At 68.9% G+C, this 24,592-nt stretch carries 14 protein-coding genes and 1 pseudogene; 6 read left to right on the top strand and 9 right to left on the bottom strand.

Annotated features, from left to right (window positions below):
- Positions 1-670: 670 nt before the first annotated feature.
- Positions 671-1,174, bottom strand: coding sequence for a hypothetical protein (locus JQN83_RS10455; protein WP_208566909.1), 504 nt, complete (start codon positions 1,172-1,174; stop codon positions 671-673).
- Between the two features lie 484 nt (positions 1,175-1,658).
- Between JQN83_RS10455 and JQN83_RS10450 the strand changes: the two genes are divergently transcribed.
- Positions 1,659-1,985, top strand: a complete 327-nt coding sequence (locus JQN83_RS10450; RefSeq protein WP_208566908.1) for a hypothetical protein — start codon at positions 1,659-1,661, stop codon at positions 1,983-1,985.
- On the opposite strand, the pseudogene JQN83_RS10445 reads toward JQN83_RS10450, so the two are convergent.
- The 4 genes and pseudogenes from JQN83_RS10445 to JQN83_RS10430 all read right to left on the bottom strand — a co-directional run.
- Positions 1,961-2,086 (bottom strand): annotated as a pseudogene (locus tag JQN83_RS10445) (IS3 family transposase); the annotation flags it as partial. The gene JQN83_RS10450 and the pseudogene JQN83_RS10445 overlap by 25 nt on opposite strands.
- 3 nt (positions 2,087-2,089) lie before the next feature.
- Positions 2,090-2,923, bottom strand: a complete 834-nt coding sequence (gene pyrF, locus JQN83_RS10440; RefSeq protein WP_208566906.1) for an orotidine-5'-phosphate decarboxylase — start codon at positions 2,921-2,923, stop codon at positions 2,090-2,092.
- 235 nt (positions 2,924-3,158) lie between these two features.
- Complete coding sequence (locus JQN83_RS10435) at positions 3,159-6,839, bottom strand: WD40 repeat domain-containing protein (RefSeq protein ID WP_208566905.1); 3,681 nt, start codon at positions 6,837-6,839, stop codon at positions 3,159-3,161.
- A 31-nt stretch (positions 6,840-6,870) separates the two neighbouring features.
- On the bottom strand, positions 6,871-7,233 hold the full coding sequence (locus JQN83_RS10430) for a hypothetical protein (protein WP_208566904.1): 363 nt from the start codon (positions 7,231-7,233) through the stop codon (positions 6,871-6,873).
- Between the two features lie 16 nt (positions 7,234-7,249).
- On the opposite strand from JQN83_RS10430, the gene JQN83_RS10425 reads away from it, so the two are divergent.
- The gene (locus tag JQN83_RS10425) at positions 7,250-8,671 is read left to right on the top strand and encodes a DUF4153 domain-containing protein (RefSeq protein WP_208566903.1); all 1,422 of its coding nucleotides are present in this window, start codon (positions 7,250-7,252) and stop codon (positions 8,669-8,671) included.
- A gap of 50 nt (positions 8,672-8,721) precedes the next feature.
- On the opposite strand, the gene JQN83_RS10420 is transcribed toward JQN83_RS10425, so the two are convergent.
- A complete protein-coding gene (locus tag JQN83_RS10420; protein WP_244252185.1) occupies positions 8,722-9,057 on the bottom strand; it encodes a DNA/RNA helicase domain-containing protein in 336 nt (111 codons plus the stop codon).
- 257 nt (positions 9,058-9,314) lie between these two features.
- On the opposite strand from JQN83_RS10420, the gene JQN83_RS10415 reads away from it, so the two are divergent.
- From JQN83_RS10415 to JQN83_RS10400, 4 genes are read left to right on the top strand one after another with little or no spacing between them, the layout of a single operon-like run.
- Entirely contained in the window at positions 9,315-10,838 is a 1,524-nt protein-coding gene (locus tag JQN83_RS10415; RefSeq protein ID WP_208566901.1) for a DUF2397 domain-containing protein, read from the top strand.
- Entirely contained in the window at positions 10,835-12,100 is a 1,266-nt protein-coding gene (locus JQN83_RS10410) for a TIGR02678 family protein (RefSeq protein ID WP_208566900.1), read from the top strand. Before JQN83_RS10415 ends, JQN83_RS10410 begins: the two co-directional genes overlap by 4 nt.
- Entirely contained in the window at positions 12,087-16,241 is a 4,155-nt protein-coding gene (locus JQN83_RS10405; RefSeq protein ID WP_208566899.1) for an SbcC/MukB-like Walker B domain-containing protein, read from the top strand. The genes JQN83_RS10410 and JQN83_RS10405 overlap by 14 nt, the downstream gene beginning before the upstream one ends.
- The gene (locus tag JQN83_RS10400) at positions 16,238-17,524 is read left to right on the top strand and encodes a DUF2399 domain-containing protein (protein WP_208566898.1); all 1,287 of its coding nucleotides are present in this window, start codon (positions 16,238-16,240) and stop codon (positions 17,522-17,524) included. Before JQN83_RS10405 ends, JQN83_RS10400 begins: the two co-directional genes overlap by 4 nt.
- A 44-nt stretch (positions 17,525-17,568) precedes the next feature.
- Here JQN83_RS10400 and JQN83_RS10395 read toward each other — a convergent pair whose 3' ends face one another.
- From JQN83_RS10395 to JQN83_RS10385, 3 genes are read right to left on the bottom strand one after another with little or no spacing between them, the layout of a single operon-like run.
- On the bottom strand, positions 17,569-20,982 hold the full coding sequence (locus JQN83_RS10395) for a DEAD/DEAH box helicase (protein ID WP_208566897.1): 3,414 nt from the start codon (positions 20,980-20,982) through the stop codon (positions 17,569-17,571).
- Entirely contained in the window at positions 20,951-22,393 is a 1,443-nt protein-coding gene (locus JQN83_RS10390; protein WP_208566896.1) for an ATP-binding protein, read from the bottom strand. Before JQN83_RS10390 ends, JQN83_RS10395 begins: the two co-directional genes overlap by 32 nt.
- Positions 22,390-24,588 carry a tellurite resistance TerB family protein gene (locus JQN83_RS10385; RefSeq protein WP_208566895.1) on the bottom strand — a complete coding sequence of 733 codons (2,199 nt, stop codon included), beginning with the start codon at positions 24,586-24,588 and terminating at the stop codon, positions 22,390-22,392. Before JQN83_RS10385 ends, JQN83_RS10390 begins: the two co-directional genes overlap by 4 nt.
- Positions 24,589-24,592: the final 4 nt, after the last annotated feature.

Raw genomic sequence — 24,592 nt, 5'->3', positions numbered from 1 at the left:
ATTAGTCGAAAAATCAAGGGAAGCTCGTCGGGTTCGCAGAGAGTCACTTCTCAGTGAACTACCAGGGCAGTTGCCGGATCGCAAAACGCGTTTCGGTCAGGTTAATTTATGATGGTCGCCCGGTCCTGCGGCGGCGGACGGGCAGCGCCGCACCACCGATCAGCCCTGCCCCGCGCCCGAAGGACGCGAGACGGCAGGATGAATTCACATCATCATCGCGAGGAATTCCCGAATTCCTACCCGCCTTCACATCGATTCCGGCAAGGTCACCGAATCAGGACGCCAATCACCACTTCGAAAGGGGCTTGGTCTCCCAAGGTCGAGTTCGATGCTACAACGCCGCCCGTCAAGCCCGATAGCCCTGAGTGAATCTTCATGCACCTTCGGTAACGACCACGGGCCACTCCCACTCCCCCGCCGTGGCCGGACCGTGTAGAACAGGCGCAGGCGGCGGGCACCGCCGGGGATGTCGAGGGTGAGGCGGTCCGCTCAGGCCACCCCCTCACGCGTGACACTGACCCGAAACGGGCGGGTGGACTCGGTGCCGCAGCCGGAGCACGGAGCTCGAAACAGCAGACTGATCGCCCGCGTTCGGTGAGAGGCGACGCGACGCGCTGACCGGACAGCGAGGACCGTAGCCCGCTGCGGCGGTCGTGCGGACGGTAGGCGGTCAGGAGGTGCGCAACGGTGCCGGCCTGGGCAGGCCAAGCTCCCTACAGTTCGGCTTCCCGCCGAGGCGGGCCGGCTCGCTGCCGAACATCTCCGGCGCGTCCTGGTCGTAGCCCCACGTCTCCGTCCGGTCGTTCACCGGATAGATCCACTCCGCCTCCGGGCGCGCGCGGCCCAGCACCTCGTCGACAAGCCGGTGGCTGTGCCCGGCGCCGTGAATGGTCCGCGTGGTGAGCAGGCCGGCGGTCAGGTGCCGGACTGCGGCAGCGAAGCGCTCGTCGGCGAACGCCGCAACCAACTGGTCGTACGGACCGGACACCCGAGCCTGGTCCGGTCCCGCGTCCCGGTAGTACGACCGCTGTTCGGTGAGGCCCGGAAACTCCCGGGCCAGGGCTCGGCCGGTCGACCAGTGCCGGCGGAGCACCGAACGCCTGACGATGACGAACCCCTCGGCCACGTCCTGGTTCGCCGGATCGAACGGTTGATGCAGAACGAACGCCTCCATCGTCCGCATGCACACTGCGGACAGTCGGCGCGGGCTGCTCTTCGTGTTCGGCAGGCAGGAGAGGGTTCAGTAATCCCGCTCCGTGGCGGCCGGTCCGGGCACCGCGACGTCCAGGTACGCCCGGTTCCTGCGACCACGGCAGAGTAGTACCCGCTCTCGCTCAGCCGCTCGAATTGGTTCTCGCCGTTGGCCACCATAGGCTTCGCCGACTCCTCGTCCCGGCCCTGAGGCCGACTACCCGAGCGCCCCAAGCGGGCGATGAAGGAACGGTGATGCTAGTAAATGCGGTGACGAGCGCGCTGCCACCGGAGAAAGCGGCAGCCAAACGGGACCAACAGCCGACGCGGAACCGCCCGCTCGGGTGGCTGTCGTCACCCGAGCGCTCCTCCCGATGGTCGCCCGGGAGGTCGGCACGGTCTATTGGACGGAAGCAGGCTGGAAACTGATGGAGACTCCACCGAGCAATCAGGAAGCAGGTGCCACAGTGACCCCGATCGAGGTCGCCGGTCGACCGGTGAACGACCCGCTTGGCGTCTTCGTCGACTACTGCAAGCAGCATGCCCGCACGGTCCGCGCCTACGACCCGCTGGCCGGCACGCACCCCGTGCTGACGCCGAAGCTCATCAAGGCAACTCGCGCACAGTACATGGGCAGCAGAACGGGCCGGGAGCAGGAGCGCCACCTGCTCCGGTTGAGCGAGACCGCACCCTGGGACGACGTCCCGCTCGACGCCCACCTCCGCGACGCCGATCCCATGCTCGACGACGGCAACTACGACTGTGCGCTTCGGTTGTACCAGCACTCGATGTAGCTGAAGATCGCGTCCTCCGCCTCGTCGCGGGTCCGCCAGGAGTCTCGGTAGACCACTTCGATCTTCAAGGTCGACCAGAAGCTCTCCATCAGGGCGTTGTCGTATCAGCCGTCGGAGAGGCGCTGGTTGAAACGCGCCGCGGCGCGGTGGGCGGCCTCGGCGAAGTCGGAACCGGACGAAGCGTAGAGAATGGCACGGGACGAGTTCGCGATCAGCCCGAACGAGTCCTGCGCCTTGCCCACCCGTAGGCACTCGTCGACATCCCCGCCCTGCGCGCCCAGACCCAGCAGCAGAATGGGCAGGTCGCCGACGGCATGCCTGATCCGGGCGAGCTTGGCCGGCTCGGTGGCACCAGCGGTCACCGCGCAGTTGCCGAGACGGTTCCAGTTGCCTGCCACCCGACGGCACACGTACTCGTACAGCGGAACGCCTTCGGAGCCGACGGGCAGGTCCTGGAACTCCCCGACCCCGGCGCAGGAGTTCGCCCCCATCACAATGACCCCTTTGTCTCCGCGCCGCAGGAACGGCTCCAGGGACTCACGGCCCATGTACGGATGCACGGTCACCACGTCGGCGCCCCAGGTGTCGAAGACAGCCTCGGCGTAGTAGAGATTCGTGTTGTCGATGTCCCCGCGCTTGGCGTCGACGATGACGACGCGGTCCGGGTGTGCCTGCTTGATATAGGCGATCGTGCACTCCAGCGCCTGGATCCCGGGTACGCCCATCCGTTCGAAGAACGCGCTGTTGAGCTTGAACGCCGCAGCGAACTCCGCCGTCGCGTCGGCGATCTCGCGACAGAAGACCGTTGCCCGTTCCGCGTCATGAGTGGCCAAGCCCGCCGGCAGCCTCGACAGATCCGGGTCCAAGCCGACACACACCAGCCGCCCCTGCGACCAGTGGCGCCGCATCAGCTCATAGATTCCGCCATCGGTAGCCACGCGTCGCACTCTAACGACCTTGTGCTGACCGCGACCGCTACCACACCCGCCCACCCAGCGACGAGCGCCTCGTAGACGCCCGCCATCACCGAGCTCGGGCACGAGTGACCAGCACGCTGGTGCTGCACCACTTCGGTGGTCGGGCCACCACCCCGGGCAGGCGATGGCCCGGCACCCCGACGCCGTCATGGCACCGCACCAGCGCCGCCCACCAACAGCGCAGACGCCGAATCAGTCAGCCACCGGCGGAAGGCCAGAGGTCGGGGTAGGTCAGTGCGGGTGCGGTGGGGTCGGCTCCCTGGCCGGAGGGTAGCTCGGGGCAGAGACGCCGGTAGGGCTCCGACCCGACGTGGTAGGCCCATTCGCCGTCGGTCAGGTTCCGTCCCGCTCGGCGGCAGAGCTCGGCGGGCCAGGTGTCCGGGGTGGGGGTGAGGCGGGCGGTGTGGTCCCAGGAGGTGGTGGCCAGCGTCCTGCCGTCCGGGCTGAAGGCCACCGCCGTGACCCAGCCGACGTGACCGGTGAGACCGACGATCGTCCGGCCACTGTCGCGGTCCCACAGGCGGGTGGTGCCGTCCCGACTGCTGGTGGCGATGGTCTGCCCGTCCGGGCTGAACGCGACGGCGTTCACCTCTGCGGTGTGTCCGATCAGGACGGACGCCACTCGACGGGCGGCAGTGTCCCACAGCAGGGCGGTGCCGTCGGCGGGGGCGATGGCGAGGGTCCGGCCGTCCGGGCTGAACGCCACCGCGTTCAGGTGGCCGGTCCTGGGCACCAGGGTGACGATGGTGCTGCCGGCGTCAGAGTCCCAGAGCCGGACCGTGCCGTCGGTCGAGGCGGTCGAGGCGGTGCTGCCGTCGGGGCTGAAGTCCACGGCGTCCACCCAGCCGGTGTGGCCGGTCAGCACGGCGGACGCACGGCGGGTGGTCAGGTCCCACAAGCGGGCCGTTCCGTCGGTGGACGCGCTGGCCAGGAGCTGACCGTCGGGGCTGAAGGCGACGGAGGCGACGCCGTCGGTGTGCCCGGTGAGGGTGGCCTTCTGTTGGCGGGTGCTGGTGTCCCAGAGTCGGATCCGGCCATCCTTGTGCCCGGTGGCAAGGGTCGTACCGTCAGGGCTGAACGCCACGGTGAAGACGAAGCCGGCCCTGGCGTCGAGGACGGCGAGCTGACCGTGCCGGGCGGTGTCCCACAGGCGGACGGTGCCGTCCCTGCTTCCCGTAGCGACGGTCCGGCCGTCCGGGCTGAACGCCACCGCGTCGACGTAGCCGGTGTGACCCCCGAGCGTGGCGACGGACCGGCTCGTCCTCGTGTCCCACGTGCGGGCGGTGCCGTCCCGGCTGCCGGTCACGACGGTAGTGCCGTCGGGACTCGTTCCCACGGCGAGCACCTCGTCGGTGTGGCCGACGAGGGTGGCCAGGGGCTGGTGCGTGGTGGTGTCCCAGATCCGCGCGGTGCCGTCCCAGCTTCCGGTCACCACGGTGCGGCCGTCGGCCCCGAACGCCACGGCCCGCACGACGCGGGTGTGCCCGACGAGGCTGGCCCGGGACTCGTGGGTCGTGGTGTCCCAGATCCGCGCGGTGCCGTCTGCGGAACCCGTGACGAGGGTCGTGCCGTCCGGGCTCAGCGCGACCGCGAAGACCTCGCCCGTGTGGCCGGAGAGGATCGTCGTCTGACGGGTCGCCGTGTTCCACAGCCGGGCGGTGTTGTCGTCCCCGCCGGTGGCCAGGATCAGCCCGGTGCGGTCGAAGGCCACCGCGTTCACCGGGCCGTCGTGGCCGACCGGCACGGGCCGGGAAAGGCTGGTGCGGGTGTCCCAGAGCCGGACGGCACCGTCGGCGTGCCCGGTCGCTATGGTCGTACCGTCCGGATGGAACGCCACCGCGTTGACTGCGGCACGACCCGTCAACGTGCCGAGGGGTTGGTGGGTGGTCGCGTCCCACAGCCGCACGGTGCCGTCGACTCCCCCGGTCGCCAGCAGGCGTCCGTCCCTGGTGAAGGCGATCGCCGTCACGGCACTGCCCTGGGTGAGCACAGCGGTCGGGCCGGCGGTCCACAGCCGTACGGTGCCGTCGTCGCCGCCGGTGGCCACGGTGCCGCCGTCGGGGCTGTACCCGACGGCGGTCACCGCGCCGGAGTGCCCGATCAGTGGCCGCGCGACGTGCATCGGGGCCGAGAGCGCCGCCTGCGCGCTGGCCACGGTCTGCGCCGTCACGGAGTGGCCGAGCCCGGCCAGCGCCAACAGGTTCGCCAGGTCAGGCTGGGTCGCCAGCACCGCGACCGACTGGGCGGCCAGGCTGTCGGCCACGGCGAGGTCACGTTGGGCATTCGCCGTGACGGTCTGTACCACGGCGAGGACGGCCAGCAGGCTTACCGTGACCAGGCCCGCGACCAGACTGCCGACGGTGACCCGCAGCCGCCGCCGGCGGCGGGCGTGGTCGCGGGTCTGCCGGGCCAGGCTGGCGGCGAGGAAATCGCGTTCGGTCCCGTTGAGGGCTTCGATGTCCCGGTCGGCCCAGCCCGCGAGCAGACTGCCCCGGTACAGGAACGCGTCGTCCTCGCCGTGCGTCGCCCAGTCGGTGGCGGCACCGGTGAGGCGGCGGTGGGCGCGTAGCGACTCGCGGTCGGCGGCGAGCCAGTCCCGAAGCGTCGGCCAGCCCCGGATGAGCGCCTCGTGGGCGATCTCCACGGTCTCCTCGCCGATCGTCACCAACCGGGCCGCCGCGAGGCGTTCCAGGACGTGCGCGGTGACGGCGTCGTCGCCGAGCTCCGCCCGGGCGACTCGCCGGCGGGTGTCTTCGGTGCCGTCGCCCAGCGCGGTCAGCCGCAGCAGGATCCGCCGGATCGCTCGGCGGTGCTCCTCGTCCAGCTCCCCGAACATCCGATCGGCCGACTGCGCGAGCGCGCCGCCCAGGCCGCCAGCCGCCTCATAGCTGGCCAGGAACAGCCCGGTGCCGCGCCGCCGCCGCCAGGTCTCCCACAGGGCGTGGGAGACGAACGGCAACACCGCCGGCCGGGACGCCGCCTCGGCGATGATCGTGGCGACGAGGGTCTTCTCCACCATCAGGCCGGTCCGGGCCGCCGGTTCGGTGACGGCGACCGACAGTTCCTCGGGCGTCATCGGGCCGACCAGCAACTGCGCGTCCTGCAGCGCCGCCACCAGCTCGGGCACGCGGGCGCAGTGCGCGTAGAAATCGGCCCGCAACCCGATCACCACCCGGGTCCGGCCGCCCACCTCGCCCGCCACCGCGAGCAACGCGCGGATGAAGGTCTCCCGCTCGGACTCGTCCACACAGAGGGAGAACACCTCCTCGAACTGGTCGACGATCAGCAGACCGTCGGCGCCCGGGGCCACCGGGTTGTCCGCCAACTCCCGCACCGGGTGGGCACCGGGGGTGATCACCACGGTCCGCAGATCCTCGTTCGCGCGCCAGGCCGGCAGCAGACCGGCCCGCAGCAGGGACGACTTACCCGAGCCCGACGGCCCGACCACCGCGACGAACCGGTGCCGGGCCAGCCGGTCCGTGAGGTCGGCGACGAGGCGGTCCCGACCGCAGAACAGGTCCGCGTCGTCGGGTCCGTAGGCGGCCAGGCCCAGGTACGGCGGCCGGTCCCCGACCTGATCGGGGGCACCGGTCGCCCGTGGCGCCACAGCGTCCAGTTCCGCGACCGCACTGCGCCAGCGGGCCGTCCACTCTTCGGGATCGCCATCGCAGGCGCGGGCGTACGCCACCGCCACTGCCAGGGTCGGCAGCCGGTCACCCGCAGCGGCCTGCGCCAGCGCGGTTGCCGAGTAGTGCGCCCGCTTGGCCAACACGCGGTACGTCGGATTGCCCGCTGACTGCCGCAGCTCCCGTAAGGCGAGGGCGAACCGCTGCGCCGGCCCCTCGCCCGGACCCACCGGCCGCTCCGGACGCGGCATTTCCCACCCCCAACGACAGATGCGAATGCTATCAGCGGCCGTCGTCGAATCGCCTGGTCGACGGTTGTTTAGTTCCCACATCCGGAAACCGGACAACCTCGAACGATTGAAGCGGCCGAATCGGTTGTCCACTGTTGTTTGTCCATACCGCACTCCCGAAGCCGGACAACCCGCCGTCCACTAGACACAGATCCGCAAGCCGCGTCACCGCGTCCGAAGGGAATCTGATGTCGTTGCCCGTCACGACCGCCACGCCACCACCGAGCGAGCCACCCGAGCCGTCGTCCTCAGCGTCGTCCTCGACCAAGCCGTCGCCGCCCGAGTCGTCGCCGCCCGAGTCCGGGCCGCCCGGCACCACGCCCGCGCCACGGCCCCGAGCGGCGATCACCGCCACCGCGGGCGCCGCGATCGTGGCGGCCGTCGCGCTGTCGTGGGACCGGCCGGGCATCGGGTGGCTGTTGACCGCTCTCGCCGTTGCCGCCGCGATAGTGGTCTCGGCCGGCAGCGGTTTTGCGTGGTCCGGTCGTGCCGCGGTCCGGGCCGGCGAGGCCGTGGCCGTGGTGGCGCTGATCGCCGTGGGCGCGGTGCGCGCGGCGGACTGGCTGTTCGTCCTGTGCATGCTTGCCGCTGGGGTGGTCGGCTGCGTGGCCCTGGCCGATCGCTGGTCGGCTGGCAGCCTGGTGGCCGCCCCGCTGCGGGTGGTCGGTTCGGTGCCGGCCGCGCTGCGATGGCTACTCAAGGACGCGATCAGGATCCGCGTTCAGGATCGGGGCGCGGCCCGGCGGACCACCATCGCCGGGCTGGTAGCGGTGGCGTTGCTGGCCGTGTTCGGGTTCCTGCTGGCCGAGGCGGACGCGGCGTTCGCCGAGGTGTTGTCCGTGCTGATCCCCTCGGTCGACGGCACCACCTGGGTGCAGTGGCTGGGGTCGGCGGTGGCCGCCGTCGTAGTGACGGCGGTCGCGGCTTACGGCCTGCTGACCGGCACGACCGTGCCCGAACCGGGGTCGCGGCTGGGACTGGTCCGCCGGGTCGAGTGGGCACTTCCGGTCGGCGCACTGGTCGCACTGTTCGCGGGCTTCGTCGCGGTCCAGGCGACGGTCCTGTTCGGCGGCGGTGAACACGTGGCGAAGACCGCCGGGCTGACGTACGCCGAGTACGCCCGGGCCGGCTTCTGGCAGCTACTGGTGGTCACCGGGCTCACCGTGATCGTGGTGGGCGTAGCGGCCCAGATCGCGCCCCGGGCCACGGTGCCCGACCGGGTGCTGCTGCGCGCGCTGCTGGGGCTGCTGTCGGCCCTGACCCTGGTCATCGTCGCCTCGGCCCTCTCCCGGATGGCGGCCTACGAGCAGGCGTACGGGTTCACCCGGCAACGGTTGCTGGTGACCGTCGGCGAACTGTGGTTGGGAGTGCTCTTCCTGCTCACCCTGGTGGCCGGGATCAAACTGCGGGGACGATGGGTGCCCCGGGCCGCCCTCGCCGCAGCCGTCGGCGCACTACTCGGCCTGGCCGTGCTCAATCCCGACGCGTTCATCGCCGAACAGAACGTGAACCGGTTCGGGAAGCACGGGATCGATGTGTACTACCTCAGCACCCTGTCCGCCGACGCCGTTCCGGCGTTGCAGAAGCTGCCGGAGCCGTACCGCTCCTGCGCGCTGGCGGCGATCACCAACGAACTGACCGGCGGCTCGGCACCCTCGTCGGGGTCCAACCGGCGCGACGCGTGGCAGGAGTGGAATCTGGGCCGCGCCACCGCCCGGGCCCACCTCGACGATGACGCCCTGGGTCCGTGTTCGGCGGCGTACGGGCGGTACGGCTTGCCTGACACTGACTGAGCCCCCCAGTCGAGCGACCGCTCGGGGGTATGTGGGCGCGACCGGGTCTGTCAAACCCCTGACCCGAGCACACGTGCCTCCTTCGGCATCCGGTTCCCGCCGGAAACGCGCCGCCCGAGTCCCGCCCCGCAGCGCGTGGCCGTCACAGTGTGCCAGTGGCCGAAGGGGCGGCCCAGACGATCGGGGTACCGCCAAGAACACGGCCCACCGGTCGTCAGCCCCCAGCCCCCGGAGCCGGTGAAAGACCATGCCCCGGCATGCATCCGGGCAGCCAGGAACGCCTGAGTCTCTGGATCCGTGGAAGAGAGCAGCACACCACGCATACCCCGGGTCATCAGCACCCGGTAGGTGTTGCGAGTGAGGCGGTCGGCGACTTCGTCACTCATGGCTGCACTGTTGCGGAAGGGTCTGCTGCACCGGCAGGTGACCCCACGGAGTACCAGGTCCTCCCAGAGAAGCATGGATACACGTGATCGCAAGGTCACAGATTGTCGCAGGTGGTCGATAAGGTCTTCTGCGAAGCTGTGGAGGCGTGCGCCGGGATGCCGCACCACGGCACAGGGGAGGGCATGCTGAAGTGGCGGACAGGACGAAACGCGGGCCGAGTCCTGACGGTGATGACGCGCAGACGTTCCACGTAGAGGTGACCGATTCGCGGCGTGCGATGGCTTACCTGGTCGCGCCCGGCTCGGACGATTACATCAGGATCATGGCAGTGCTCGAGTCGTCGGTGACCGACCTGACTCCTTCCGAGATCGCGGTGCTGGTTTCGGCCGGCGGGCCGGCGATGTCCGACACGGTGGTGCAGAAGCGGCTGGACAAGCTGAAGGACTGGACGGCGACTACCGGGCGCAGCGACCCGTCGCGAATCCGCCGGCATGCCGACATCCTGGCGCGGAACTGGCGCTGGACGGCGACGCCCGCCGGGAGACAGGTGCACCGCTTCTACACCTCAGTGCTGGCCGCCACCCCGACGATGCGCGAGATTCCGCTGCCCAGTCTGGCGCGCATCGTGGAATCGGTGGAACAGCTGGCGACCGCTCTGGCTTTACCGCGGCGCGATGACGCGCAGATCGCGGAGCTGATCGGGCGGCTGTTCACCGGCCACGACGATCTGGATACGGCGCTGGTGGGTGCGGAGGACAGCCTTGCCAGCCTGGCGGACCGTTTCGATCTCGATCAGGAAGCAACCGCCGAGCTCAAGGGGCTGCTCGTGGATTACGCCACGCATGTTGCCGGGGAACTGGAGCGCGGCGCCCAGCTGGCCCATGACGTGCTGCACCGGCTGCTGCGACCGTACTTCACGACGCTGGCCGAGATCGCGGTAGCCCAATCGCAGGCCCGCGCCCTCATTGAGCGTGGTGCGCTCACCGCTTCCAGGGGTGGCCAGGTCAGCGACTGGGCGGGTCTGACGGCGTGGTGTGATCCGCACACCGGCCGGTCGAGCAGGTTCGCGTTACGGCTGGTTCGTGCGCTACCAGGCATGCACGCCAACCTGCGACGATTGCACAGCTCGGCCGGCTACGCCACGGGGCGTGCTCGCGCGTTGCTGCTCGCAAAGGCGTGCCTCGACCCGCAGTACGGCACGGCAATCTTGCAGGCGGCCACGGGCGATCACCGGTGGCGCAAGCTATACGGGGAGTCCGACGACACGGAGCTGTCTAGCAACCCGACGTGGCGGGGCGGGCCGGCGGTGGAGCTGCCCGAGTTGTTACGCACGACAGGTCGGACGGGCGCGAGAGGCCGTGCGCCAGCGGCGCGCGACGACTCGGCGGCGCGGGCAGCAGTGCAGGCGTCGCGTGAGCTCAGGAGAGCCGAGCATGCGGCGGCGATCGAGGAGATTCTCGCGAGTGAGCCGGGCGAGCAGCTGTCACCACGCGCGGCGCAGGTCGCGCTCGCGGCACTGATGACCGCGGTCCGTGCCGGTCTGGCACCAGGTACGACCGACCGGCGTACCGGTCTACGTGATGGGTTGTCCTGCACGCTCTTTCACATCGGCGACGGAGCAGGTGTGCTGGTCGCGCCGACGTGGCGGGTGCTGCTGCCCGGCCGGATGCCGGTCTTCCACCTGCCGGGCCGGTGGATCGCCGCGCCGCGGCCGACGCGCCGCGATCCGGCGACTCGCGCGGTGATGCTCCTGCAACCGGTACCGGAGGCGGCCGCATGAGCAGTACGACGTCCGCGGGCGCCAAGGCGTGGAGGCAGCGCCGGGCGGCCGAACCGGAAACGGCGGCGGAGACCGCCGCCGTGCTGCGTCTGCTCATGGTTCAGCCGTGGCTGGTCGCCGGCCGCGACGACACCGCCATCGCCACTGTGCGCCGCAACGAGGAAGCGGTCCGTGAAGTGCTGGGACGCCTGGGTTGGGTTCTCGTGGTCGATCGCGACTTCGTCCGGCTGCGCAAGTCACCGCCGGTGCGCCGCGACGCGTGGGCGGCCGACGGTCCTGGCCCGCTGACATGTTCGTGGTTCTTCCTGCTGGTCGCGGCTGCGGAGTCGATGGCACCGCGTGTGAGCATCGGGCAGCTCGTTTCGGCGGCGCGTGGTGCGGCGGCGGAGGCCGAAGTGCCCACCCCAGACGACATGCCGCAACGTCACGCAATCTTGGCAGCCGTCAAGATGCTCGAGCGGCGCGGCGTGGTGGAAAGCCTCGACGGTGACCTCAATCAGTTTCTGCGCGACGACGACCCGCCCGTCCTGCTGGCCGTTCATCATCATCGCCTGGTTCACGTCATCGCCAACTTCAGCACCGCTGATCCGGTGCTGGACCCGGTGGGCTGGTTGGAGCAGGTGGAGCGGGAAGCGGACCCGGCCAGGCGTATGCGCCGCCGCCTCGTCGACGATACCGCCGTCTACGCCAGCGACCTTGACGCGGACGAGGCAGACTGGCTGTCGCGGCGAGTTCGTGGCGACGACGGTCTGCCGCTGGCCGAGGCGTTCGGGCTGCACCTTGAGCGCCGTGCGGAGGGGGCGGCCTTCGTGGTACCGACTGAGTCGTTCCGGTCTCGCGACGCCCTCGGCGACTGCCCGTTCCCTAGTGGGGGAACCGTCGCTCACGCCGCAGTGCTGCTGTGCGACGTGGCCGAGGCGCACGGGGTGGTGGACGCGGATCGGCCCGGTTGGCGCGGCATGCACGCCGCCGACGTCACCGCGCATCTGACGTCTTTCTCGCAGCGATACGCCGGACAGGGCTGGGCGGCCGAGCACGTTGCTAACCCGGCGGGCCTGGCAGCCGAGATCGTCACTCTGCTCAACGGCGCCAACCTGCTGCGCGTCGAAGCCGGGACCTGGTGGTTCTCGCCCGCGGCAGGCAGATGGGAGCCGCCGCCACCACCGCGACGAGACTCCCGTCGCCCATCCGGCAAATCCGCCGCAACGGCCCACCAGCAGGACATTCCGGTACTCGGGGAGGAGCTAGATGGCGGTCGGTGACGCTCCCCTGCTGTTCGGCGATGAGCTCATCGAGCCTGCGGGGCATCCCGAGCGGTTCACCGGGCGATGGCGGCTGGTCGGGGCCGGTCTGTCCAACGTCTGGCGCTACGGGGACCTACAACTAGACGCGGCGAGTGGACGGCTGCTGCTCCGTGGCCCGAACGGCACCGGCAAGACCACAGCGTTGGAAGCGCTGTGGCCGTACCTGCTTGATCTCAACCCGCAGCGCTTGGCCGCCGGCAAGGCTCGGCCTACCTCCCTGTCATTACTGATGCGCGAAGGTGCCGGCGGCAGCCGGCGCCGCTGCGGCTATCTGTGGCTGACCCTCGCCGCGCCGGCGGACGAAGGCATCCATTCCTACGGCGTACGGCTGTTGTTCAGCGAGAGCAGCTCCCCTGCGGTACGCGTCCTTCCCTTCACCGTGCCCGGACTGCCGCTGCACGATGTGCCGCTGTATGGTCCCGGTCGAGCGTTTCTGTCCGACGAGCAGTTCCGCGACGTCATCACTGGGGCGGGCGGGACCGTCTTCGCCGACGAAGATGCCTACGTCGGAAACTTGGCGACGCGACTGTGGAGAGCCAGCGAACGGGAACTAATCGAACTCGCCAACCGGGTTCGAGCCGTCCGCAATCCCACTCTGCTCGGTGACGTGTCGCCGCAAGCGGCCGCCCACGCGCTGCGGGACGCACTGCCCGGCGTCTCCGACGACGTGGTCGCCGCCACCGCCGAGGCACTGGCGGAATCGGAGGCGACGCGCACGGCTTTCCAACGCGACCGGAACGCCGCCTCAGCACTCGAACGGTTCGCGGAAGCATGGGCCGGCCACGTCGTCGACGTGGTCGGTGCAACACACAAATCGGTGACCGACGCAATGGACGCCGTCGACGACGCCGAACGCAAACAGCGGCGGGCATCCAGGAATCTCGACGCGGCCCAGGAGGTGCAGAGTCGCGCCGCGGCCAAGCTCGACATCGTGAAGAAGAACGCCGCGCAACTGGACGCCGATGTGCGCGCACTGGAAAACTCGGAACCCTACAAGGCCGCCGGCCGCCTTGGTGATCTTCAGGCGCGTGTCGAGGCGGAGCAAGGCCGAGCGGCCGACGCTCTGTCGGGTTTCCGTGCCGCGGTCGACGCCAGCCGAACCCGCGCGGGTAGCTTAGCCGCCACCGCCGCCGAGATCCTCGCGGACATCGACAACCTCGCCGACACCGCCTCGGCGACGGATCCCCAGGCCCGCCCGGAACAGCCGGTCCTGACACAAACGAGCCGGTCCCGCCAGCCGTACCCGGTCGGGGACCAGACCGTCGATCCTGGCCCCGGCGCTGTGGTGGCGGTCGAGAAGCACCGGATCGAAGAAACAGCCGAGCGGTGGAGGGCACTGGCCGCCGGTCACCAGACCAACGGCGACCAAGCTCGGCTGGCGCTAACCGACCGTCAAGAAACAGATTGTGCAGAACGCGAAGCCAAGCGCACGGCTACAGCGGCAGCAACGGCGCGCGTGCAAGCCGATCGCGAACAGCAGCGGCTCGCAGGTGCCACCAACGAGGCCCGCCACGCCGTGATCACCCTCCTCGACGGCGTCAACGGCTGGTACACCGAATACGGCAAACTCGAAACCGTCGTCGCCGACGCCCGCAGGAATGACGTCCGCGACGACGGCTCCTGGCAGGCGATCGACCTGAACAGCCTCACCGCCGACGAACCAGCCCGGACGCTGGCTGACATCGACGGCATCGCCACCCTCGTGACCCGGGCCGGCGAGGCCGCTATCGCGGCCATTCGCTTACGGGTAGGCACCGCCGTCGAAGAAGCCAAACGGCTACGCCTGGACGCCGAGAACCTGCGGGCCGAGGGGCGGCAGCTGCGTGCCGGCAAACTGCTGCCGATCCCGCGCCCCGATTGGGCCGGACCGGCAGCCGAAGGGCAGTCCTTCGCCGACGCGATCGAATGGCACCACAGCGTCACCGACCCGACGAAGCGCGCCCTCATCGAGAACGCGATGGCGGTCAGCGGGCTGCTCGGCGCGTCCCTGCAACAAGACAGCGTCCGAACCTCCGCCTGGCACGTCGAAGCCTCCGGCGACCTCGCCGAGCCAAGCCTGGCCGCGGTGCTGGTCGCCGACCCGACCCATCCGGACGCCGTTGCTGCCGACCACGTCCTGCGCCGTATCCCGCTTCGTGACACGTGCGATCCCACGATCGGCCCGACAGGCCTGGTGATCGGCCGCGACGGAACCTTCTCCGCCGGCCCCCTGCATGGGCGGCCGCCGGGCAGCCACGACCCGGCTCTGCTGCGGCCAGCCGAATACATCGGCGCAGCGCAGCGGCGCGCCGCAGCCCGAAAGTGGGCCGACGAACTCGACACCCAGGCGGGTCTGCTGGAAAGCGAAGCCCGCCGGCACGACGAGACCGCCGGTCATCTCGCCAGCGACGCCGACAGTATCGCCCGGGCAATGCGTGCTTTCCCTCCGCGTGTCGCGGCGCACGCAGCGGAAGCGGCCCGGGCTGTCGCCGCGACCCGGGTCGCGGACGCCAGGCAGGAAGCAACAGACGCCGAACAGAAAGCCGCCGAACAGGCGGAGACCGCCCGGGCACTGCGCCTGGAGTGGGAACAGCGGACCAGGACTCGCGGCCTGCCCATAGAAATCGACCAGCTGGGGTCCCTGCGGGACAACGGCGAACGCCGAGCTAAGGAGCTCCGGAAACTAGCCACGCAACTGACGGACCGTTTCGGGGCACGGTTGGCCCGTCTCATCGCCGACGTCGACGATGACCGCGAACGCAACGAAAGGCTGCGGCAACACCACGCAGACACTGCCACCACGGTTCAACGCGCCGAGCGGAGCGCCGCTGATCATCGAGCGCTCGTGCAAGCTGTCGGCCTCGAGGCGCGCGCAGCGGTGAGCAAGCATGCCGAAGTGGTCGCCGAACGAGAAGTCCTCGCCGGCGAAATGATCCGCATGCGGCAGGAGGCCACCGACGCGCAGGACGCCGTCAGGCGGCGTGGCTTCGACCTCGAGCAGGCTCAGCAGCGGGCGACCGATGCGCGCCCACCGGTGACAGCGGCTTTACGGCAGCTGCGCACCCTCCTGGAGGTCGACGGGGTCCCAGCCGTGTTGTTCGCATCCGGTACCGTCCCCTCCCCGGCCGATGCCGACACTGTCATAGCTGCGGTCGGTCAGGCTCTGCCGGGCCGGCGCACCACCAGCCGCCGAATCTTGAGAGAACGCTACGACAGCTGCCGCGCGGAACTGGCCGGTCTCTGGACACTCGACCCAGGTGACACGGTGGATAACCTCGACACCTACCACCTGACACACGACAGCATCGGCTATACCCCGCCGACCGCCGCCGACGCAGGCCTGCGGCTGCGAGACCGCGCCCAGGCAGCCCTCGACAGAGCCGAGGAATCAGCGTTACGCGAATTCGTGATCGGCCGCCTGCCCCTCGCCATCGGCACCGCGTGGGTCAGCATCGAAGACTGGGTCAAGGACGTCAACCGCAAGATGCAGAAAGCCGCAGCTTCCTCCGGCGTCGGCGTCCGCATCGCCAAGAGCCTGGCGAAAGACCTGAGCGCCGCCGAACTCACCGTCCATCGGCTCGCTTGCAAGGGATCAGTGCTCACCGCCGACCAGCAAGCCGAAGTTGGCGAGGCACTGCAGGCGCTGATCGCCGGCGCCGACGGCGCCACCATGGCCGAGAAACTCACCAATGCAATTGATGTGCGCGGATGGCTGGACATCTGGTACGAGATCGTGCGCCCAGACGGGCAGGTCAGCCGCTGGACCTCCAAGACCGGGCTGTCCGGCGGTGAACGCCGCTTGGTCGTGCTCGCGCCCATGCTCGCCGCCATCGCCGCCTACTACGACCAACTCGACATCGCCGGCCTGCGGCTCGCCGCTCTCGACGAGGTACCGGCGGAGGTCGACGAACGCGGCCGGGAAGGCCTCGCCCGCTACATCGCCGAACTCGACCTGGACCTGATCTGCACCAGTTACCTGTGGGACGGCGCCCCCGGCGCCTGGGACGGCATCGACGCCTGGGACCTGGAAGCCGGCCCCGATACGACCGTGGTCGCGTTCCCCATGCTCGTACGCGGAGCCAGCCCGCTGCCCGGCGACCCCTTCGAACAACCGGCATGATCACCACATGCCCGTGGTGCGGCACCGACTGCGCCGGCATCGACGACGGACTGTTCCGCGGCGAACACCTGGATTGGCTGTGGCATCAACTGGCGACCACCGCAGACCGCCGAGGCGACCCTGAACTGGTAACCGGCACCGCCACCGTCACCGCCCCTACCAGCGCCACCGCGCGCGCCGCCGCAACCGGCCTTCTCCACGGCCGAGCCCCTCGCAGCGGTCAGACCATCCGCGTCGACCTGGATGCCCTAACCGCGCAACTTTGGACGCACGACGAACGGCTGACCCCAGGGATGCTCGCCGCCCACGTCACCGGGCGGGCGCTAGGCACGCGGGTTCGCGACAACGCCCGACGCCGCGACACAGTAGAACGACTTCGCGACCACATGACCCGCGCCTTCGCCGCAACGGATATCGACATCACGGCAGTCTGGCCAGTTCTGAAACGCACGGGATGGGTCGCCCGGCTTGTGGCGAGCGAGAAGTCGGCACAGATCGCCGACCACGCCGCAGCGGTCATCGCGAGGTTGCCCACCGGCGGCGCACGCATAGACCGACGCAGGCTCGCCGACACCGTCACCAGGTTCCCGCACGCGCTCGACACCGGAACCCTCCCGGGCCTCGTCCTCGCCGTTCTCGTCGCGTCCGAAAGCGTCCCCGCGGGTCTAGCGCCGCGAGCCGCGTGGGCGGCGGTCGGCGTCGACTGCGACGACCTGACCGGCGGCCTGCTGGCCCTGGGAATCCACCCCGACGGCTGGACCCTGCCGAACGGCGCCGTCGTGACGCTTCCCCCGCGAGAACTGGCCCGCTGCGCCTGGCCGAAGCCGCCGTTTCGCGGTGCCCCGGTTTTCGTCACCGAGAATCCTTCGGTTGTCACCGCCGCGGCCGACCTACTGGCCACGGCGGGCCGAGCGCGTCAGTTTCGCTTGCTGTGCACGGTTGGCACACCGTCAGCAGCAGAAATCAACGCTGTCGCTCGACTGGCGGGCACCGGCTGGCAGGTGCATGTGCGCGCCGATTTCGACCGTGCCGGCCTGCAGCATGTCGCCGCGTTGCTGGACGGCATACCGTCCGCTCGCCCGTGGCGGATGACCGCTGCAGATTACCGTGAAAGCCTCGCCGAAATCCCCGCAGACGACCGCATCCGGCTACAGACCGAGCCCTTGCCACAGACGCCATGGGATCCGGACCTGCGACGACTCATGGTCGAGCAGCAAGTCGCCGCCTACGAGGAGAGTCTCATCGACGTCCTGCTCACCGATCTGACCGCAGAATCACCTTGATTGGCTCGAGCACGTCAAGTCACGACAGCGATGTCAGCGGCCCATCAGGCCCGGGTCTGGCCGGAATTCTTGGGTGGCTCAGCGGATTCTAGGGCGTGGGTCAGTGTGCGTAGCTGTGCTTCCAGGTCAGCGAATTGCCCCGGACTTCCGGCTCCCGCCACTTCGCGAAGCAGAGCGGCGAGGTATTGCTGGTGGAGGAGGTGCACTCGGTCGCTGGAGAGTCCCCATGTCCGGGCCACTTCGAGAAGGGCCACCACCTCGGCGTGACTGAGGACATGGTCGGCAAGGGCACGGTCGAGTACGTCGAAGTATGCGTCGGCGCGGGAGTCGCCGGTGGTTGCGGCCTCTACGCGGGCGGCTACGCCGGCAAGACTGATGTGGGGGTTGGGCTTGCGCGTGCCGTGGCCGGCGCCAGCCGACGGACGCACCAGGGTGGCGCCATGGCCGGTCGGCGCTGCCCATGTGAGAGGGAGTTCGAGGGGGTGGCAGCCGAGTTCGGCGAGGTCGGTGACGCCGGCCTGCCGGGCGCGGTTCAGGTACCTCTTGAGTAGCTGTGCGGTGGCCGTTGCATCGCCGAGCGCGGAGTGCGCTGCTTGTATAGGAATGCCTTCGGCAAGGCAGAGGTCTGTGAGTCGGCGGGTCGCCCCGCCGCCATACCGGTGGGACATGCTGAGGGTGCAGAGTGCGGGCCATGCCGGGACGGGGTAGCCGAGGTGGTGGAACTCGGCGTCGAGGAAGCTGAGGTCGTAGCGTGCGTTGTGCGCAACGACGATGGCACCGCGCAACTGGTTGGCGAGTTCGCCGGCGATGTCACTGAAACGCGGAGCGAGGGCGAGGTCGGCGGCGGTGAGGCCGTGTACATGGGTGGGTCCTGGGTCTCGATCGGGATTGATCAGGGTGGCCCATCGTTGTTCGATCTGTCCTGCGGGAGACAGCCGCACGACCGCGACTTCGACGATCCGGTCGCCTCGGTGTGAGGCGAAGCCGGTGGTTTCCAGGTCGATGACCGCGAAGGGGGTCTGCCCGAGCTGAGCCAGCGGCCGCATAACAGGCTGTGCTGCTGATCGACCAGGTGCAGGGGGCGCGCAACTGCGATCGTGGTTGACGGTCTCGGGGGCGAGCACACAGGCTTGCTCGGGGCGAGGCATTGCGGCCATCGACCGCAGCGCGTGCCAGGCTTCTGGTACGTCGAGGGCCCGCGCTGCGTAGGCGATGGTGAGCAGATCGTCCGTCAGGTACTGGTCGTATTTGTCTGCCGCCTTGTTCGGCACCGCCGCGGCGAGTACCGGAGGGTCGGGTGGTGTCTCGTCGGCGAGGTGCCTGATGGTTTCCCATAGCCCGGCAGGGTCGGTGCCTCGGATGGTCAGGGCGACGCCGTCGTGGCCAACCTCTAGTCCTTCTCGTGTGAGGGCTACGGCGAGGGTGTTCATGATCTTGTCCCCTCGCCAGGGGAACAGGAGGGTGTCGTTGCCCCAGCCGAGGATCGCGTGGCTGTCCAGCCCGTACCTGTTGAAGGCTGCACGTCCTTCTTCGAGGAGTGCTTGGGCCTGGCGATCGAGGTAGCGGGGCGTCTCGGTTGCTTGGTAGATCATGCGCATGCGTTGTCGGACGGCGTCGGCGACTTCGCCGCCGCTTCCTGAGAAGCCCGGGGGGCGGCCACCACCGGATCTGACCAGTTCGATGACCTTCTGCCGTGCATCGACCGCGACTATCTTCCAGCGTCGACCGCTGAAGATCAGCAGCATTCCAGGGGTGATCGGGTTGTCGACCGGCAGCGATCCGATGGTGCGGCCGTCCGCGACAAGCCGGAACTCCTCCGGGGTCGTGAAGGCGGTGTAGAAGCTGTAGTGGTTGACGAGGCGGTCGCCAACGCCGCCGGGCAGCAGAAGTCCTTGCGAATCTTGGGTGAGCAGGTCCTGCTTACCCATGCAACGCAGGAGAGCGATGAAGGTGCTCTTGTCGACGCGCGCGAACGGGCCGTGGCCGGACAATGCGTCATAGAGCTGCTGAGGTTGTGCGCCGCCGCGTTGGGCGATGACCGACAGGACCTGTTGGGTGAGGGTCGACAGGTGCATGCTCGCGGTGTCCGGTGGCTCGTACCACTTGGCGAGCAGTAGGTCGACCATCGCGACGCTTTGGACGAGCTGGCTGCGCAGCGTGTCGGTGGGGGGTGTGCGGTCGGTGAGTTCGGGCTCCGAGACGTACATCCGCAGTACGGCGGGTTGGTCGGCTCGGCGTCCGGAGCGGCCGAGCCGCTGCCGCATTCCAGCGACGCTGGCTGGCGCTCCGATCTGGGCCACCGAATCGACGGAGCCGATGTCGATTCCCATTTCCAGGGTTGACGTGCAGATGGCAGTGACCGGCGTGGTGCGGTCTTTGAGCCGTGCTTCGACGTGCTCGCGGATTTCTTTGGAGAGGTTGCCGTGGTGCGGGAGGAACTCGCTGGGGACGTTGTTGTTCTTGCACCGCCGATCGAGCATATCGGTGTAGAGCTCGACGGCGCTGCGGGAGTTGGCGAAGACGAGGTTGTCGCTTCCCCGCAGGGTACGGAAGAGGTGGTCGGCGATCCCAGCCTTGTCCCACGATTCTTCCCCGTCGTCGGCCTCAGACGTGGCGCCAGATTGAGGTGTGGCGTACGCCTGGCCGGGGGGACGGGGGGCCGCGGCGACGTAGCCCCGAAGCTGCAGTCGTATCTCTCGGGCGTCATCGTCGGACGCGATCACGGTGACGGCGTCGCCGCGGCCCGGGCGGAGGAACGCTGCCGCTGCGGTGAAGTCGCCGAGAGTGGCCGACAAGGCAATCCGCGGAATTCTGCGCCGCAGAACAAGGTCCACCCGATGCAGCAGTGATTGCAGTTGGGCGCCACGTTCGGTGCCGATGAACGCGTGCAGCTCGTCGATGACGACGTGGCTGATGTCGCCGAGGATGCGAGCGACCTTGTCGCCGTGGTTGACGAACAGTGACTCCAGCGATTCGGGCGTGATCAGCAGAATTCCGTCCGGCTCCCGCAGAACCCGCGACTTGCGTGAGCCCGCCACGTCGCCATGCCATCGGTGGACCGGAACGTCGAGCCGTTCGCACAGGTAGGTGAGCCGCTCGTACTGGTCGTTGATCAGCGCTTTGAGCGGCCCGACGTAGAGCGCGCCGATCCCGGCGACGTCATCGCTCGCCTCCCGCCGAGCCGCGGCGGCTGAGCAGATCGGCAACCAAGCTGCTTCGGTCTTTCCGCTGGCGGTCGCGGCAGCGATGATGACGTCAGTGTCGCCCGCGAGGATCGGCCGCGCTGCGCGTTCCTGCGCGTCCCGCAGCTGGTCCCAGCCTTGATCGTGGATCCACCGCTGCACCTTGGGATGCAGTAGGTGATATGCCGACGATGAGCCGGCGTCGCGTCGCGTCGCGGCCGTTGCCGTGACCTGCTGCTGAGGGTCAGAGGCGGAAGGAGGCAAGCTCGTCGTCATCGGGAGGCAGTTGGCTGGCGGTCACGGTTACGGCTGGCGTGTGAGAGAAGCTCTGGCCTCCCGTGGAAGCGGACAGTTCTTGGTGTTGTTCGTCGGCGGTCTGGCCAGTTGGTTCGCCGGCGTCGTCGAGAGGTTCCAGGTCCGGGTCCGTCTCGGCGGCGATGTGAATCGCGCCGATGAGGGACCTCCAGTCTTGTCCGGGGTTCTGTTCGAGGATCGCTAGCAGATCCAGAAAGCCCTTGATGGTGTTTCGCGGCGTGCGGAAGTAGGCGTCCCCGATGCGGGAAGCGCAGTGGTTCATGTAGGCGTGCAAGGCTTCGTCGGGCAGTAGGTAGGCCGCCGGGTCGCCGGAGGCGTAGACGTGACGCAGCTTGGCCAGCAGGACGTAGAAGTCCTCAGGTGACAGGTTGGCCAGGCGCAGAACGGGACCGGAGTAGTCGACGAGCCCGGCGGTGGCGTAGGTGTTCTCAGCCAGGCGGGACTGCAGGGCGGCGTAGGAGTAGAGGCCGCGGCGGGTGTCGAGCAGGAAATCGGGTGTTCCGCCGAAGAGGAACCCGAGGCCCGATGCGGTTCCCTGCAGGCTGTCGTTGAGGATGCGCAGGATCTGCTCGTAGTTGGCGTTGCGGGCTTGGGAGTTGGCCAGCTTGTACAGGTTGACCATCTCGTCGAGGCAGACGAGCAGGCCGCCGTAGCCGGCCAGGCGGACGAACCGGGACATCAACTTGAGGTGGTCGTAGAAGGACGCGTCGTCAACGATGGTGCGCACGCCGAGGGCGTTGCGGGCGTCGGTGCGGGTGGAGAACTCGCCGCGCAGCCACCTGACGGCGTCGATCTTGAGTTGCTCGTTGCCGGTGTCGTGGCCCTGCCAGTACTTGGCGATGGCATCGGCGAAGTCGTAGCCGCCCGTCAACTCGCTGAGCGCGTCGAGCCGGACACGGATGACCACCTGTGGATTCTGGCCAGTGTCGCGCGCCTCGGTCAGCGCCTGGGTCACGAACCGTTCGACGACGCTGGCCAGCGCACCACCGTCGGGCTTGGCGCGGGTGGCCATGTTGCGCATCAGTTCGGCGTACAGGCTGCGTGCTTGCCCGCCGGTGGCATGTAGCCGACGGTCGGGCGACAGGTCCGCGTGAACGGTGACCAGACGCTTCTCCAACGCGATGGAGCGAATCAGGTGCAGGAAGAACGTCTTGCCCGAGCCGTACTCCCCGATCACGAAACGACTGCCGGCCCCACCGTCAGCGATGCGGGTGGTGTCGGCAACAAGCGCCTGCACCTCCGCGGCCCGACCGACTTGGACGTGCTGTTGCCCGGCACGGGGCACCACTCCCGCGCGCAGCGACTGGATGATCGCGTCGCGCTCGCGGGGCCTGATACGGGCACCCTGGCCGATGGGGGTAGTAACGCTCATCGCAGTAGCTCCTGAAGCGCGTAGTCGTTGATCTCAATATCATCGTCGCCCTCGGCGACAGGTTCCCCCGCAGCATCCATGGCGACCTCGTTGAGCAGGTCCAACGCTCCAGCCGGCATCACGCCGTGCCGCTCGGCGAGGTCCTCATACGCCGAGCGGGTCCACGTCGGCTGCGTCGCCAGGGATCGCAGGAGTTCGCTGTGCACGGCATCCAAACCGGGAATGAGAGCTTGCGTGGTGGGCTGAGCTGCCGGCCCACCATTGGGCGCAGCTGATGTCGCGGCCAACTGGGGTGAAGGCGGTTCGTCGTCTGTGAAGATGGTCGACAGCAGCGCCGAGACGGCCGCCGTCTCGGCCAGCTTCACGGCGATGACGTCTTCGTCGAGAACAACGCCGGAAGCCTCTGCCGGTACTCGTTGACCATTGCCCCAGGTAGATGATCGGCGAGCTGCCGCTGCTGCGGGCGGCAACGTGTATCCCGCTGGTGCGGGCCCCGCCGCACGCACGACCACGGGCACCGCGGCTGGGGGTTGCTTCGCCCCGAAAGCGACGGGACCAGCGACCTGTTGATGGAGGCGACCGTAGATGAGGTCCGGGTCAAGGGCGAGGAGCTTGTAGATCTTCGTGAGGCTCGTGACCTCTTCCGGCGAGATGACTCCGTCGGCGGCGGCTACCGTGATCAGGAAGTCGCCGACGGTCTCACGCTGGTCTGCCCGGAGCAGCTCAATGCGTTTCTTCAGCCCGGTGAGCTTGACTCCGGTGACAGCCAGCCATCGAAGGTGCGCCTGCAGACGGGTTCTCTCGGGGACTGTCAGATGCAGCGCGGCTTCGAGGTGTGCGGTCAGGTGATGCTGTTCCTGGTCGCTGATGGTGCCGTCCGAAGCGCTAACCGCAACCGCCAGGTGCAGCAGGGTGGCGGCGGCGGTGTAGGCGGGTGTTGCGGTATGCGGGGCATCGGCGGAGACGCGGAACAGAACGGCAGGTCCGGCGGAAAGTGCTGATCCGCCGAGCCGGACGTCTGGCTCCACGCCGACGCCGATACGCCCGAGAAGTTGAGCGAGGGACACCGACTCAGCCTTGGTCATCTTCCCGGGCTGAGCAGTCGGCCAGAAGGCAACGAGTTCAGGCGCGTCGACGACAACATGGCGCTCGTCTGCCAGGCGCTCCTCGCACCAGGCGCGCAGGGCGCCGACCTGCCCTGCGCGCAGGTCCAGCAGCTCGGAAGGCAGCACGGCGGCTGCGGCGAGCGACCCACGACCATCTGGGTTGCGGCCAAGCCAACGGCTGTAGGCGTCCAGGTCGTCGGTGACGGCATCGACGATCTCGGTCAGCTTGCGGGCCGGTCCAGCGAGCTCGACGACGTCAGGCAGATCGAGCTGCACGTCAGCGCTGTCGATACCCGCACTGGCCGCCCGGTAGGTCACCCCGATTCGCGCCTTACCCGGCCTGATACGGAAGCCGTCCCTGAACCGTTCCGCGTAACGCCTGGCGAACAGACGGTCGAACTCTTCAGGGCATCGAGTCTGCGGGGTGCGTGGATACAGCGACGGCAAATACCACGCCCAGGCACGGGCCCATTCGGCTGGTACGGGAGTGCCGCCGGCGGCTAACTCACCTAACGCAAGCCGTAGCTTCATCGGGATGGGCCACCGGTCAGGCGCGAGCTCTGGTGGTCGTCCGTCGCTGGCACCGGTTTCAGCCGAGCCGATCAACTCAAGAACCTCGAGAAATTTGCGAGCGTAGGAGCGGAACGAGCCGTTGGCGCCATAGATGTCGAGGAGCCGACGAACCTCGGCTACGATCGCGGGCAACTCTCGGCGAAGGGCCCGGTCGTTCGGCATGTCGACCAGAACGCGCCGCTCAAGGCCGTAGAAGAAGAGGAAGACGTAACCAATGGGCACGGCGCCGAAGCGGCGCCCATCGGCGAGCCAGGTCAGGTAGGCGGCCCTACTGCTCGCAGGGAGCGAACCGTAGGACGGCCAGTAGTCCAACCCCTTGCCGTCCCAGTCGGGCCGATTCCTGTCAATCCGAAGCGTCGAGTCAATAAGCGCAGGCTCGATCCCACCATTGGGAGCAGTCAGATGCCTGCCGACATAGATCAAACCTCCCGGGATCGGATATCCGGCGACGGTCGTCGGCTGTCCGGCCGGAACCCAGATCGTCTGCTGGCTCGCGGTCCGTACCGGCGGAGTCACCTGT

This window comes from Micromonospora antibiotica, from assembly GCF_017599305.1.
In the GTDB taxonomy this organism is placed as follows: domain Bacteria; phylum Actinomycetota; class Actinomycetes; order Mycobacteriales; family Micromonosporaceae; genus Micromonospora; species Micromonospora antibiotica.
Note: the sequence above shows the minus strand (reverse complement) of the source record. Positions and strands in the feature narration are given on the sequence as shown.

Coding starts and splice junctions, on each gene's coding strand:
- JQN83_RS10455 (WP_208566909.1), bottom strand. CDS start 1,174: ATGGAGGCGTTCGTTCTGCATCAACCGTTCGATCCGGCGAACCAGGAC.
- JQN83_RS10435 (WP_208566905.1), bottom strand. CDS start 6,839: ATGCCGCGTCCGGAGCGGCCGGTGGGTCCGGGCGAGGGGCCGGCGCAG.
- JQN83_RS10420 (WP_244252185.1), bottom strand. CDS start 9,057: ATGAGTGACGAAGTCGCCGACCGCCTCACTCGCAACACCTACCGGGTG.
- JQN83_RS10410 (WP_208566900.1), top strand. CDS start 10,835: ATGAGCAGTACGACGTCCGCGGGCGCCAAGGCGTGGAGGCAGCGCCGG.
- JQN83_RS10405 (WP_208566899.1), top strand. CDS start 12,087: ATGGCGGTCGGTGACGCTCCCCTGCTGTTCGGCGATGAGCTCATCGAG.
- JQN83_RS10400 (WP_208566898.1), top strand. CDS start 16,238: ATGATCACCACATGCCCGTGGTGCGGCACCGACTGCGCCGGCATCGAC.
- JQN83_RS10395 (WP_208566897.1), bottom strand. CDS start 20,982: ATGACGACGAGCTTGCCTCCTTCCGCCTCTGACCCTCAGCAGCAGGTC.
- JQN83_RS10390 (WP_208566896.1), bottom strand. CDS start 22,393: ATGAGCGTTACTACCCCCATCGGCCAGGGTGCCCGTATCAGGCCCCGC.